The sequence below is a fragment of the Nonomuraea sp. NPDC050394 genome (assembly GCF_044459065.1).
In the GTDB taxonomy this organism is placed as follows: Bacteria; Actinomycetota; Actinomycetes; order Streptosporangiales; family Streptosporangiaceae; genus Nonomuraea.
This window is the reverse complement of sequence record NZ_JBITIO010000019.1, coordinates 162701-176662: the sequence shown is the minus strand read 5'-3', so window position 1 is coordinate 176662 and position 13962 is coordinate 162701. Positions and strand designations below refer to the sequence as shown.

Below are 13962 nucleotides of genomic sequence, written 5' to 3'. Positions count from 1 at the left end.
GGCCAGGTTTCGCTGGCACTGGCCGAAGCGGTGTGGTCGCTGACATAACCGCCGCCGCCACAGCCAGTACCGCCCCCGTGCCCCCTGCCTCCACCCTGGTGGCGCCCGGCCGGACGGACCACCTCTAACCTTCCAGGTTCACAAAAGTCCGCACATCTCCCCTCTTGACAGGTGAGGAGCCCCGGCCGCATATTTTCACCACTAACTTTATGACTAAAGAAAGTCGAGGGCAGTCGAAGGAATGGCAGGCACAGACCGCGGCGACCTCACCCGGACGGCGATCCTCGCCCTGCTGGGCACGGTGGGACCGCTGAGCCGTACCGAGATCGCACGGGAGCTGGACCTCAGCCCGGCGAGCGTCACGCAGCTCACCCGCGAGCTGATGGGCTCGGGCATGCTGGAGGAGCTCGACCTCAAGCCGTCGCGCGGCGGCCGGCCCGCGCAGCGGCTCGGGCTCGTCGGCAGCGCGGGCCGGGCGCTCGGCGTGAAGGTGACCGCCGACCACCTGGTGCTCGTGGACGTCCGGCTCGACGGCGAGGTGCTCGGCTCCTGGGAGCGGCCCTTCGACCCGGTCTCCCCCGGCTGTCTCGACGAGCTCGGCGCGGCCATCGCCTCGGTGCTGGAGGAGATCGACGGCGCGCCGCCGCTGCTCGGCGTCGGCGTCGGCGTGCCGGGCAGCGTCGAGGACCAGGCCGTCGGCACCGTGAACGCCCCCACGCTCGGGTGGCAGGCCATGCCCGTCGGCGATCGGCTGCGCCGCCGCCTCGACCTGCCGGTGCTGGTGGAGAACGACGTCAACGCCCTCGCCGCGGCCGAGCGCCTGTACGGCAGAGGCCGCACCCACCGCGACTTCCTCGTGCTGACGATAGGCCGGGGCGTCGGCGCCGCCGTGGTGGCCGACGGGCGTGTGTACCGCGGTGCCAGGGGCGGCGCGGGCGAGTTCGGCCACGTCCCCGTCGCGCCCGACGGACCGGTGTGCGGGTGCGGCGCGACCGGATGCCTGGAGGCGTTCGTGGGCGCCGCCGGCCTGGCCGCCGCCGCCCGCGCCAAGGGCCTGCCGACCGGTGACCCCGCGCGGGTCACCGAGGGCGCGGCCATCAGGGAGCTGGGACGGGCGGCGGTCCATCCCGGCGCGGCGCGCGAGGTGTTCGCCGACGCGGCCGCCATCCTCGGCCGCGCCACCGCCGGGCTCGTGAACGTGGTGGACCCCGAGGTCGTGGTGGTCCTGGGCGAGGGCACGGCGCAGTGGGCGCACTGGAGCGAGAGCTTCCACGACACCCTGCGCGCGCATCTGCTGCCGGGGCGGCGCGACATCGCGGTCGAGGTGGAGAGCTGGGACGACACGAGCTGGGCGCAGGGCGCGGCGGCACTGGTGCTGGCCACCCCGTTCGACGCGGCGGGGGCGGCGGGCGAGCAGGGACGCCTGGTGCGCGCCCGGCTGATAGGAGCCGCGACGTGAGCGGCCCCCAGACCACGACGGCGCCCAAGACCCCGGTCCGGGCCGCCCCCATGAAGCCCGTCTCATCCCGGCGCGGCGGCAAATGGCGCCATGCCGGGACCGTGGCGATCTTCCTGCTGCCCAGCGCGATTCCCCTGATGCTCTACACGATCATCCCGATGCTGGGCTCCCTCTGGACGAGCCTGCACGAGTGGGACCTGATCACCGACATGCGCTGGGTCGGCCTCGGCAACTACGCCGAACTGCTGGGCGACCCCCAGACCCTGACCGCGTTCGGCAACACCCTGTACTTCATCGCCGGCTACCTCCCCCTCGTTTACGCCGGCGGCCTGGGCCTGGCGCTGCTGCTCAACCGGGCGATGCGCGGCAGGAGCCTGCTGCGCGGCATCTACTTCCTGCCGGTGATCACGAGCTGGGTGGTCGTGGCGCTGATGTGGAAGTGGCTGCTCAACCCGGCCAGCGGCCTGGTCAACTGGGCGCTCGGGCTGGTGGGCATCAGCGGGCCCGGCTGGTGGACCGACCCCGGCTGGGCGATGCCCTCGGTGATCCTGGCCTCGGCCTGGAAGGACCTCGGGTTCGTAATGGTGATCCTGCTGGCGGGCCTGCAGGCGATCCCGAAGGAGTACCAGGAGGCGGCGCTCGTGGACGGCGCGTCGGCCTGGCAGCGCTTCCGGCGGATCACGCTGCCGCTGCTGTCGCCCTCGACGTTCTTCGTGGTGGTGATCTCGCTGATCAACGGCTTCCAGGTCTTCGACCAGGTGCGGATCATGGCGGGCGGCAACGCGCAGGTGGTGGTCACGCAGATCTACGACCTGACCTTCCGGTACGGCAGGGCGGGCATGGCCTCGGCCCTCTCGTGGCTGTTGTTCGCCGTGGTGCTGATCGTGACCGCCGTCCAGATCAGGGCGCAGCGCAGGTGGGTGACCTATGGATAGGGCGCGAGGACGGATCCGCGGCGAAGCGGGGACACCCATCCGGGCCCGCCGGGCGAAGCTCGGCCAAATAGGCCGGTATCTGCTGGTGGCGCTGGGCGCGGCGGTGATGCTGTTCCCGTTCGCCTGGGCGGTCATCACCTCGCTGACGCCGGGTGACGCTGTGCTGGCCGTACCGCCGGACTTCACTCCCGACGGCGCGGGCCTCGACGCCTACCGCAAGCTGATGGAGACGCTGCCGTTCTGGCGGATCCTGCTCAACAGCGTGTGGATCGGCGTGGCCTCGACGGTGCTGCAGCTGCTGACCAGCGCGATGGCGGCCTACGCCTTCGCCAGGCTGCCGTTCCCGGGGCGCGGGGCGCTGTTCAGCGTGTATCTGGCGACGCTGATGATGCCGCTGCCGGTGCTGGTCGTGCCGCTGTTCATCGAGATGCGGACGCTGGGCCTGGTCGATACCTACTTCGCGCTGCTGGCGCCGACGATCGCCTCGGCGTTCGGGGTGTTCCTGCTGCGGCAGGCGATCAACCAGGTGCCGAAGGAGTTCGACGAGGCGGCCGTTCTGGACGGCGCCGGTCATTTCCGGATTTTTCTGTACATCGTGCTGCCGCTGATCCGGCCGGCGCTGGCGACCTTCGCCATCTTCGGCTTCATGGCCAGCTGGAACAGCTACCTGTGGCCGCTGATCATCATCAAGTCGCCGGAGTTCATGACGCTGCCGCTCGGCCTGGCCACGCTCCACGGCCAGTTCACGACGCAGTGGGACGTGGTCATGGCCGGCTCGGTGATCAGTGTGGTGCCCATCCTCATCCTCTACGTCTTCGCGCAGAAGCACGTCATCGCCAGCGTGGCCCAAACAGGGCTCAAGTAAAGGAAAAACGGATATGTCGCGAAAGATCATGACGACCTTGGTCGCCACCGCGCTGCTGGCCACCGCGTGCTCCCAAGGATCGGCCACCAAGGCCCCCACCGGCGAGGGCGGCAAGACGACGCTGCGCTACTTCACCTTCTCCGCCGCCCCCGACCACGTGAAGGACCTCGACGCGATCACCGCCGCCTTCGAGAAGGCCAACCCGACCATCGACGTCGTGGTGGAGACCGCCCCCTACGAGCAGTACTTCACCAAGCTCCAGACCAGCATCGCCGGCGGCACCGCCCCCGACACCTTCGAGCTCAACTACGAGAACTTCGTCACCTACGCCGGCGCCGGCTCCCTGCTCGACCTCGGCGCGGTCGCGGGCGACAGCTCCGCCTACGCCGCCGAGTCGCTCAACTCCTTCAAGCACGACGGCAAGCAGTACGCGCTGCCCGCGTCCTTCTCGACCGTCGTGCTCTTCTACAACAAGGACCTGTTCGAGAAGGCCGGGATCGAGCCGCCCACCGCCGACTGGACGTGGGCCGACGAGCAGGCCGCGGCCGAGAAGCTCACGGACAAGAAGGCCAAGGTGTACGGCGACTACCAGCCGGTCCAGTTCTTCGAGTTCTACAAGACGCTCAAGCAGGCCGGCGGCGAGTTCCTGTCGGCCGACGGCAAGAAGTCCACCTTCGACAGCCCGGCCGGCGTCAAGGCCGCCACCTGGCTGGTGTCCAAGGTCGGCAAGACCATGCCCACCGAGGCCGAGATCGGCGGCACCGCCGACTACGACACCAACCTGTTCAAGTCCGGCAAGCTCGCCATGTGGCACAACGGCATCTGGCAGTTCGCCGGGCTGAAGGACGTGCCGTTCGAGTGGGACGTCGTCGTCGAGCCCGGTGATTCGGCCAAGGCCAGCGCCGTCTTCCACAACGCCGTCGCCGCCTCGGCCACCACCAAGAACGGCAAGGCCGCCTACGCCTGGGCCAAGTTCCTCAGCTCCTCCGACGTCGCGGCCAACACCCGCATCGCCTCCTCGTGGGAACTGCCGCCCGTCTCCGACCAGCAACTGCTGGCCGGATACCTCAAGGACCCCAAGCCCGCCAACCGGCAGGCCGTCTTCGACTCGCTGAAGTCGATCGCGCTTCCTCCGGTCATCAAGCGCCAGCAGGAGATGCAGGACGCCGTGACCAAGGAGCTGACCGAGGCCGCAGCCGGCCGCAAGCCCGTCGGGGAAGCGCTCAAGTCCGCCGCCGCCAAGGTCGACGCCCTGCTGGGCTGACCGAACAGATCTGCTGAGGAGTTCCGCACCCGTGTCCCTCGTCGCCCACAGCCTCGACGTGATCCGCAGGTACCAGTCGTCCAGCGGGGCCTACCCGGCCTCGCCGTCCTTCTCCGCCTACCAGGGCTTCTCCTGGCTGCGCGACGGCGCGTTCATCGCCGAGGGGGTGAGCAGGCACGGCGACGCCGACGGCGCCGCCGCCTTCCACCGCTGGTCGGCGGGCGTCATCGCGGACCGCGCCGGGCAGGTCGAGTCGCTGGTCTCCCGCGAGGGCCCGATCCCGCCCGGCGACATGCTGCCGACCCGCTTCACCCTCGACGGGCTCAACGGCGACGACGGGTGGTGGGACTTCCAGCTCGACGGCTACGGCACCTGGCTGTGGGCGCTGGCCGAGCACACCCGCCGCCACGGCGCGGTGCCGGAGACCGAGAAGGGCGTGCGCACCGCCGCGCGCTATCTGTCGGCCTTCTGGTCGCTGCCCTGTTACGACTGGTGGGAGGAGAACGTCGAGCGGCGGCACGTCGCGACACTCGGTTCTATCCACGCCGGTCTGCGGGCCGCGCGGGCGCTCGGCGTGCTCTCCCCCTCCGAGGGTACGGCCGCCGCCGAAGCCGTGGCCGGGATCGAGGCGCTCGTGTCGGCCGAAGGCGTCGTGGACGGACGGCTGCGCAAGTGGCTGGGCAGCGACGCGGTGGACGGCAGCCTGCTGGCCTGCGTGGAGCCGTTCGGTCTCTACCCGGCCGCTCACCCGGTCGGCGCGGCCACGGTCGCCGAGGTGGAGCGGCAGCTGGCCCGCGACGGCGGCGTCTACCGCTACCTGAAGGACACCTTCTACGGCGGCGGCCGCTGGGTGCTGCTGGCCGGGTTCCTCGGCTGGAACCACGCCCGCGCCGGACGGCCGGATGAGGCCCGCCGCTACCTGGACTGGATGGCCGCCCAGGCGACCCCGGAGGGCGACCTGCCCGAGCAGGTGTCGGACCTCATGCTGGCCCCCGAGTACGAGCAGGAGTGGCTGGACCGCTGGGGCACCGTGGCCACGCCGCTGCTGTGGTCGCACGGCATGTACCTGATCCTCGCCGACGAGCTGGGAGTCTCCTCATGATCCGCCATCGCCCGTTCGGCTCCGGCCATCCGTACGCGCTGACCGAGGACCAGCGGGTGCCCGCCTGGCCGCTGGACGGCGAGGCGGTGGAGCTGCGGGTGCGGGCCTCGGGCAACGTCGCCTCGGTGGTGTGCGAGTGGCGCGAGGAGGGCGCGGCGGCCGTGGAGCTACCGCTCTCCCCCGTCAGGGCGGAGGGCGCTGAGGAAGGCGGGCAGGACGGCGGGCATCTGGCCGCCGCGCAGGCTCGGGCCGCGCGGGCCGCCGCGGGGTCCTGGAGTGTCACCAGCCCGGCGCTAGAGGCGGGCAGGCGGTACCGGTACCGCTTCGTGGCCGGGCTGGAGGGTGGCGGCAGCCGTACCAGCCGATGGTTCGAGACGTCGGCGGGGCGGTGGTCGGAGGGCGGCGGGAAGCTGCACGGCGAGAGGATCGTGCCGGGCAGCGTGCGGTGGCTGAGCGACGGTGACGGCGTGCGGCGGGTGCGGTTCGAGCTGGAGCTGGACCGCGGCGAGCACGTCGTCGGGTTCGGGGAGCGCTTCGACGCCGTGGACCAGCGCGGGCGCGCGCTCGACGCGGTGGTGTTCGAGCAGTACAAGGCGCAGGGCGAGCACGGCCGTACCTACCTGCCGATGCCGTTCGCCCTCGTGGTGGGCGGGCGCGGCTGGGGCTTCCACGTGGTCACCAGCCGCCGCACCTGGTACGAGATCGGCGACACGATCCGCGTCGAGGCCGAGGTCGGGCCCGAGACGGAGCTGACCGTGCGCACCTATGACGGCGGCCCCGCCCGGGTGCTCGACGCCTTCCTGGATGACGCCGGGCGGCCGGTGGAGCTGCCCGCGTGGGTGTTCCGGCTCTGGGCCAGCGGCAACGAGTGGAACACCCAGCAGCGGGTGATGGCCGAGATGGACCGGCACCGCGAGCACGACATCCCGGTGGGCGCGCTGGTCATCGAGGCGTGGAGCGACGAGAGCACGTTCACCGCCTTCCGCGGCGCCGTCTACGAGCCGGCCGAGCGGCCGCACCGCTACGCCGACTACACCTTCCCGGCCGACGGCCCGTGGCCCGACCCCAAGGGCATGGTCGACGAGCTGCACGAGCGCGGGGTGAAGGTGCTGCTGTGGCAGATCCCGCTGCAGAAGACGCGCCCGCACCCCCGCCATCAGGCGGCGGTGGACGCGCGGCAGCTGACCGAGCGCGGCTACGGCGTGAAGGAGGCCGGCGGGCGGCCCTACCGCAACCGCGGCTGGTGGTTCCCGCTGGCGCTGATGCCCGACCTGTCCTCGCCGGAGGTGCGGGACTGGTGGACGGCCAAGCGCCGCTACCTGGTCGAGGAGGTCGGCGTCGACGGCTTCAAGACCGACGGCGGCGAGCACGCGTGGGGCCACGACCTGCGCTACGCCGACGGCCGCTCGGGCGCGGAGGGCAACGGGCTGTTCCCCGTGCACTACGCGCGGGCGTTCGGTGACCTGCTGCGGGCGTACGGCAAGGCGCCGGTGACCTTCAGCCGGGCCGGGTTCACCGGGTCGCAGCCGCACGGCGCGTTCTGGGCCGGGGACGAGGACTCGACCTGGCCGGCGTTCCGCAACTCGATCAGGGCCGGGATCACCGCCTCCGCCTGCGGGATCGTCTACTGGGGGTGGGATCTGGCCGGGTTCTCGGGTGAGGTGCCCGGGGCGGAGCTCTATCTCCGGGCGGCGGGGGCCTCGTGCTTCATGCCGATCATGCAGTACCACTCGGAGTTCAACCACCACCGCACGCCGAGCCGGGACCGCACGCCGTGGAACGTGGCAGAGCGCACCGGTGACGATCGGGTGCTGCCGGTCTTCCGCAGGTTCGCCCATCTGCGCGAGCGGCTGGTGCCGTACCTGGTGGAGGAGGCGCGCAAGGCGGTCGGCGGCGGCGCTCCGCTGATGCGGGGGCTGTTCTTCGACCACCCGGACGATCCGGCGATCTGGCGCTTCCCGCTGCAGTACAAGCTGGGGGACGCGTTGCTGGTCGCACCGGTCACCGAGCCTGACATTTCGGAAATCTCGGTCTATCTACCTGAAGGCGCGTGGGTCGACGTCTGGACCGGCACGCGCCTCGACGGCGGGCAGGAGGTCACGCTGCCCGCTCCCCTCGACCGCCCGCCCGTGCTCTGCTCCGCCGAGCGCTGGCCCGAGCTGTCCGCCGTCTTCTCCGTCTGAGAGGTGCTCCACCCGTGATCCGCTTACGGTCGGGCGTCGTCGTCGCGGCGATCGTCCTGCTTGCCTCCCTCGTCACCGTCCCCGCGTACGCCCTCGACGGCGTCTTCCACCACCCGACCGGCATCGACGACCTGTACTCCAGCGAGCCGCACGAGCGCACGCCGCGCGACCCGATGGCCGGGGAGGCGGTGACGGTCAAGGCGACCACCTGGCCGATCGAGCCCGGCCAGACCGTCTGGGCCACCTGGACCAAGAACGGCGTCAACCAGACCCCGGTCGGCGCCGCCTGGGACTACAACAGCGGCAACAACAGCTACTGGAAGATCAACCTCGGCAGCTTCGCCCGCGGCGACAAGATCAGCTACACGGTCAACGCGGACGTGAACGGGGGCGGGCAGAAGTCCGTGGGCCCGTTCGCGTTCACCGTCACCTCGTGGAGCTCGCCGACCAACGTCACCGGCTTCACCAACAACGGCACCTCGGTCGACGTCACGACCGGTGACAGCGCGGGCGGCCTCACGCCGAAGATCCGCTTCGCCTTCCCGGCCGCCGAGCGCTTCCGTACCCAGGTCGCGCCGAACGGCCAGGGCCTGAACATCTCCGGCGCCTCCGGCTACACCGTGTCCGACTCGGCGGGCACGCTGACGATCTCGACCAGCGCGATGGTGCTGAAGATCCAGAAGTCGCCGTACCGGCTGTCGGTCTACAAGTCCGACGGCACCACGCTGATCACCCGCCAGGACGCGGCGAACCTGCGCTGGGCCAGTGACGGCGCCACGACCGTGACCAAGATCGAGGACGCGTACAGCTCGCCTTCCGGCGAGCGCTTCGAGGGCTACGGCGAGCGCTACGACCGCCTCGACCAGCGCGGCACCGAAGTCCACAACTACGTCTACAACCAGTACCGCGACCAGGGCGCCACCCGGCGCACCTACCTGAGCGTCCCGTTCTTCCTGAACTCGGCCGGCTACGGCCTCTACGTGAACACCAGCCGCTACGCCCGCTTCGCCCCCGGCGACCGGGCGGCCTTCACCGTGGACACCGGCGGCGCCCTGAACTCCACCCTCGACTACCACGTCTTCACCGGCACGCCCGCGAAGATCGTCGACGACTACACGGCGGTCACCGGCCGCCCGCAGCTGCCGCCCAAGTGGGCGTTCGGCGTGTGGATGTCGGCCAACGAGTGGAACACCCAGGCCGAGGTGGAGAGTGAGCTCGGCAAGGTCACCACGAACAAGATCCCGCACACCGCCCTGGTGCTGGAGCAGTGGAGTGACGAGGCCACGTTCTACGTCTGGCACGGCGCCACGTACACGCCGACGCCCGGCAGCGGCAAGCTCTCCTACGCCAACCTGACCTTCCCCGCGGGCACCGCCTGGCAGAACCCCAAGGCCATGGTCACCAACGCCCACAACAAGGGCGTCAAGGTGATCCTCTGGCAGATCCCGGTGCTCAAGGAGAACTTCGACAGCAACCCGCCGACCGCCCCGCAGCAGCACCTCAACGACAGGGCCTACGCGCAGGCGCAGAACTACGTCGTGAAGAACCCGACGAACGGCCCGTACCGCATCCCGACCGGGCAGTGGTTCGGCGACAGCACGGTGCCGGACTTCACCAGCGCGGCGGCGACCAACTGGTGGATGAGCAAGCGCGACTACCTCATGGACGAGGTGGGCATCGACGGCTTCAAGACCGACGGCAGCGAGGCGATCTTCGGCAGGGGCGTACAGTTCGCCGACGGCCGCAAGGGCGACGAGATGCACAACGCCTACCCCAACAGCTACACCCAGGCCTACAACGCCTACGTCAAGGGCAAGAGCGCGCAGAACACGATCTTCAGCCGGGCCGGCACCGCGGGCGCGCAGGCCAACTCGATCTTCTGGGCGGGTGACCAGAACTCCAGCTTCCCCGCCTTCCAGGAGGCGGTGCGGGCGATGATCTCGGCGGGGCAGTCGGGCGTGCCGTACACGGCGTGGGACCTGGCCGGCTTCACCGGCGACTTCCCGAGCGCGGAGCTGTATCTGCGCAGCGCGGCACAGGCGGTGTTCTCGCCGGTCATGCAGTACCACTCGGAGAAGGCCAATCCGCCGGTCTCCGAGGCGCGCACGCCGTGGAACGTGCAGGCGCGCAGCGGCAACACCACGGTCGTGCCGACGTTCCGCAAGTTCGCCAACGTGCGGATGAACCTGATCCCCTACCTCTACACCGAGGCCAAGGCCGGCTCGGTCACCGGCGCTCCGATGATGCGCGCGATGAGCTACTCCTTCCCCGGTGACGCGACGGCCGCGGCGCAGGACCAGCAGTACATGTTCGGCTCGCAGCTGCTCGTGGCGCCGGTCACCGCGCAGGGCGCCTCGTCCAGGAACGTCTACCTGCCCGCGGGCGAGTGGTACGACCTGTGGAACGGCGGGCGCTTCACCGGTCCCGGCACCAAGTCCTACACGGCCGGGCTGGACACGATCCCGGTCTACGCCAAACCGGGCGCGATCATCCCGCTGAACCTCAACGCGGACTACGAGCTGGGCGGCGAGATCGGCAACAGCGTCTCCAGCTACACCAATCTCGCCTTCCGGATTTATCCGGCGGGGTCCACCTCCTATTCGTATTTCGAGGATTCGGCGGGCGTGAGCCGTACCATCTCCAGCGCCGAGAACTGGGGCGCGCACACGGCCACGATCACGGTCCCCGCGCTGACCACCACCAGCACGCTGCAGGTGGCCTCCACCAAGCCGGGCACGGTCACCGGCGCCACGGCGCGCGCCACGCTCGCCGACCTCAAGGCGGCGTCCGAGGGCTGGTGGTGGGACCCGGTCCAGCAGCTCACGCACGTCAAGCTGGCCGGCGCCACCGGCAACCGCACGATCGTGCTCAACGGCGTGGACAAGGCCGCCTACGAGGCCGAGTTCGCCGCCGGGACCGGCACGAGCACCAACAACGACCACCCCGGCTACACCGGCACCGGCTTCGTGGACGGCTTCGCCCAGGCCGGCGACGCCGTCACCTTCCAGGTGAAGGCGGACGCGGCGGGCAGCCACCAGCTGAAGTTCCGCTACTCCACGACCGTCGCGGCCACCCGGACCGTGTACGTGGACGGCGTCTCCGCCGGCACCCTGTCGCTGCCCGCCCAGCCCAACTGGGACACCTGGGGCACCGCCACGCTCCCGGTCAGCCTGACCGCGGGCGCCCACACCGTCAAGATCGAGTACGCGAGCAACGGGATCAACCTCGACAACCTGGTGGTGGCCCGGCCATGAGACGCGCCCTGATCCTCCTCGCCGCGCTGCTGGCCCCGCTGCTCATCGCCCTGCCCGCGCAGGCGGCGGTGCAGCGGGTCCAGTTCACCAGCGGCTCCACCTACCTGATCGTGGAGTTCCTCGACGACGACCTGGTGCACTTCGAACTGGCCAACGGCGCCGGCCCGGGAACCGGCGCGCCGCTGTTCACCACGCCGCAGATCGCCAAGAAGGACTACACCGGCCCCACCAGCTTCAACCAGTCGGGCAACACGCTCACCACGGCCGCGATGAAGGTCGAGGTCACCCCCGGCACGCTGTGCGTGAAGGTCTTCGACCCCACCCGTCAGCTGTACGAGGCCTGCCCCCGCAACCTGGGCCAGGCGTGGAAGGGCCTGAGCCTCACCAAGGGCCAGATCCAGAACGCCTACGGCCTCGGCGAGCAGTTCTTCATGGGCGGCAGCGCCGACGGCGACTGGGTGGGACGCACCCGCACCCCCGGCGGCCAGTACGGCAACGCCATGGCCTACGACACCGACAACGGCCCGGTCGGCAACGCCCAGATCCCGGTACTGTTCGCGGTCGGCGCGAGCAACCTCAACTACGGCCTCCTGCTCGACCAGGTCTACAAGCAGGAGTGGAACCTGACCGGTGACCCCTGGACGGTCGACACCTGGGGCGACCAGCTCCGGTGGTACACGATGACCGGCGCCGACCTGCCCGACCTGCGCAAGGACTACCTGGAGCTGACCGGCCGCCCGCCGGTGCCGCCGAAGAAGGCGCTGGGCCTGTGGGTGTCGGAGTTCGGCTACGACAACTGGGCCGAGATCGACAACCGGCTCACCGGCCTGCGGACGGCGAAGTTCCCGGTGGACGGCTTCGTGCTGGACCTGCCGTGGTTCGGCGGGGTGACCGCCGGTTCCGACAACACCCGCATGGGCTCACTTTCCTGGGATACATCAGCCTTTCCTAACCCATCCGCCGCTATTTCGGATTATCAGGCGAACAAGGGCATCGGCCTGATGACCATAGAAGAGTCCTACATCGGGAAGAACCGGCCGGAGCACTCCGACATGGCCACCCGCGGCTACCTCAACCGGGCCGGCTGCGCGACCTGCCTGCCCGCCTACCTCACCACCAACGACTGGTGGGGCCGCGGCGGCATGATCGACTGGACCCAGGACGCCGCCGGCGACTACTGGCACACCACCAAGCGCAAGCCGCTGATCGACCAGGGCGTCCAGGGCCACTGGCTCGACCTCGGCGAGCCCGAGATGTACGACGCGGGCGACTGGACCGCCGGAGTCCTGCCCGGCAAGCACGCCCACGCCGACTACCACAACGTCTACAACCTCAAGTGGGCCGAGAGCATCGCCCGCGGCTACGCCGGCGGCACCACCAAGCGCCCCTTCCTGCTGGCCCGCTCCGGCGCCGCCGGCATGCAGCGCCACGGCGTCGCCATGTGGTCGGCCGACATCGGCTCGAAGCTGACCGCCCTGGCCCAGCAGCAGAACGTCCAGATGCACATGTCGATGTCCGGCATCGACTACTTCGGCTCCGACATCGGCGGCTTCCGCCGCGAGATGCTCGACTCCGACCTCAACGAGCTCTACACCCAGTGGCTGGCCAACGGCGCCTGGTTCGAGGTGCCGGTCCGCCCGCACACCGAGAACCTGTGCAACTGCGCGCAGACCTCCCCCGACCAGATCGGCCACGTGCCCAGCAACCTCGCCAACCTCCGCCAGAGGTACGAGCTCACGCCCTACTACTACTCGCTCGCGCACCGGGCCAACCGGACCGGCGAGCCGCTGGTGCCGCCGCTGGTCTACCACTACCAGAACGACCCGAACGTGCGGGAGATGGGCAGCGAGAAGCTCATCGGCCGCGACCTCCTCGTCGGCGTCGTGGCCGGCAAGAACGAACGCAAGAGGAACATGTACCTGCCCGCGGGGACATGGTTCGACAACCGCACGGGCGAGAAGCTGACCAGCACCGGCCAATGGTTCAACGACCGCCCGCTGTGGGTCGGCGGCGAGTTCCGGCTGCCCGCCTTCGCCAGGGCGGGGGCGATCATCCCCAAGATGTTCGTGGACGACAAGACCATGAACGTGCTGGGCAAGCGGACCGACGCCACCACCCGCGACGAGCTGGTCGCCCGGGTGTACGCCGATCCGGCGGCCTCGAACTTCACCCTCTACGAGGACGACGGGGCCACCACCGCCTACCAGGGCGGGGCCGTACGGACGACGCAGCTCGGGCAGCAGCTCAGCGGCTCGACCGCGACCGTCACGGTGGCCGCGTCCAGCGGCACGTACACGGGCGCGCCGGCCGCGCGGCGGAACGTCGTCGAGCTGGTCACCGACACCCAGGCCTCGGCGGTCACGCTGAACGGCACGCCGCTCACCCAGCACGCGAACAAGGCCGCCTTCGACGCGGCCGCGAGCGGCTGGTACAACGCGGGCGGCAACCTCGTCGTGGCCAAGTCGGCGAGCGTGAGCGTCACCACGGCCAAGACGTTCGCGTTCACGCTCGGGCAGGCGCCGGTGTCGATGACGTTCTCCTGCGCCAACGGCACCACCACGCCCGGCCAGTCCGTCTACGCCGTGGGCAGCGTCCCGCAGCTGGGCAACTGGTCGGTGGCCAGCGCGGTCAAGCTGTCGCCGACGGCGTATCCGACCTGGACCGGCACGATCGGCAAGCTCCCGCCGAACACCCCGGTCGAGTGGAAGTGCGTCAAGCGCCAGGAGGCCGGTTTCCCCGACACCGCCGACCAGTGGCAACCGGGCGCCAACAGCGCCTTCACCACCCCCGCCACCGGCAGCGGAGGCACCACGACCGGCGCGTTCTGAACAATGCGGGCGCTCCCCTCTTCCGGGGAGCGCCCGCTTCTTGATTCCCGCGTGGCAGGCAGGCACCGGTGT

Annotated in this window: 8 protein-coding genes; all 8 read left to right on the top strand. The window is 70.3% G+C overall.

From position 1 onward, the window contains the following. Positions 1 to 241 precede the first annotated feature (241 nt). Genes ACIBKY_RS47425 through ACIBKY_RS47390 form a run of 8 tightly spaced genes read left to right on the top strand, consistent with a single transcriptional unit; the run spans position 242 to position 13890 of the window. Complete coding sequence (locus ACIBKY_RS47425; protein ID WP_397107949.1) at positions 242 to 1459, top strand: ROK family protein; 1218 nt, start codon at positions 242 to 244, stop codon at positions 1457 to 1459. Then, positions 1456 to 2394, top strand: a complete 939-nt coding sequence (locus ACIBKY_RS47420) for a carbohydrate ABC transporter permease (RefSeq protein WP_397107947.1) — start codon at positions 1456 to 1458, stop codon at positions 2392 to 2394. Before ACIBKY_RS47425 ends, ACIBKY_RS47420 begins: the two co-directional genes overlap by 4 nt. Beyond that, positions 2387 to 3259: a carbohydrate ABC transporter permease gene (locus tag ACIBKY_RS47415; protein ID WP_397107945.1), complete on the top strand. Its 873-nt coding sequence runs from the start codon at positions 2387 to 2389 to the stop codon at positions 3257 to 3259. The genes ACIBKY_RS47420 and ACIBKY_RS47415 overlap by 8 nt, the downstream gene beginning before the upstream one ends. A 13-nt stretch (positions 3260 to 3272) precedes the next feature. Then, on the top strand, positions 3273 to 4523 hold the full coding sequence (locus ACIBKY_RS47410; protein ID WP_397107944.1) for an ABC transporter substrate-binding protein: 1251 nt from the start codon (positions 3273 to 3275) through the stop codon (positions 4521 to 4523). Between the two features lie 31 nt (positions 4524 to 4554). Next, the gene (locus ACIBKY_RS47405; RefSeq protein WP_397107942.1) at positions 4555 to 5625 is read left to right on the top strand and encodes a glycoside hydrolase family 15 protein; all 1071 of its coding nucleotides are present in this window, start codon (positions 4555 to 4557) and stop codon (positions 5623 to 5625) included. Further along, the gene (locus tag ACIBKY_RS47400) at positions 5622 to 7808 is read left to right on the top strand and encodes a TIM-barrel domain-containing protein (protein WP_397107940.1); all 2187 of its coding nucleotides are present in this window, start codon (positions 5622 to 5624) and stop codon (positions 7806 to 7808) included. The genes ACIBKY_RS47405 and ACIBKY_RS47400 overlap by 4 nt, the downstream gene beginning before the upstream one ends. 14 nt (positions 7809 to 7822) lie before the next feature. Next, positions 7823 to 11062: a TIM-barrel domain-containing protein gene (locus ACIBKY_RS47395; protein WP_397107938.1), complete on the top strand. Its 3240-nt coding sequence runs from the start codon at positions 7823 to 7825 to the stop codon at positions 11060 to 11062. Next, the gene (locus ACIBKY_RS47390; protein ID WP_397107936.1) at positions 11059 to 13890 is read left to right on the top strand and encodes a TIM-barrel domain-containing protein; all 2832 of its coding nucleotides are present in this window, start codon (positions 11059 to 11061) and stop codon (positions 13888 to 13890) included. The genes ACIBKY_RS47395 and ACIBKY_RS47390 overlap by 4 nt, the downstream gene beginning before the upstream one ends. The last annotated feature ends 72 nt before the right edge of the window (positions 13891 to 13962 follow it).

Excerpts from the sequence above, each read along its gene's own strand:
- ACIBKY_RS47425 (WP_397107949.1), top strand. The coding sequence starts at position 242 with ATGGCAGGCACAGACCGCGGCGACCTCACCCGGACGGCGATCCTCGCC.
- ACIBKY_RS47415 (WP_397107945.1), top strand. The coding sequence starts at position 2,387 with ATGGATAGGGCGCGAGGACGGATCCGCGGCGAAGCGGGGACACCCATC.
- ACIBKY_RS47410 (WP_397107944.1), top strand. The coding sequence starts at position 3,273 with ATGTCGCGAAAGATCATGACGACCTTGGTCGCCACCGCGCTGCTGGCC.
- ACIBKY_RS47400 (WP_397107940.1), top strand. The coding sequence starts at position 5,622 with ATGATCCGCCATCGCCCGTTCGGCTCCGGCCATCCGTACGCGCTGACC.
- ACIBKY_RS47390 (WP_397107936.1), top strand. The coding sequence starts at position 11,059 with ATGAGACGCGCCCTGATCCTCCTCGCCGCGCTGCTGGCCCCGCTGCTC.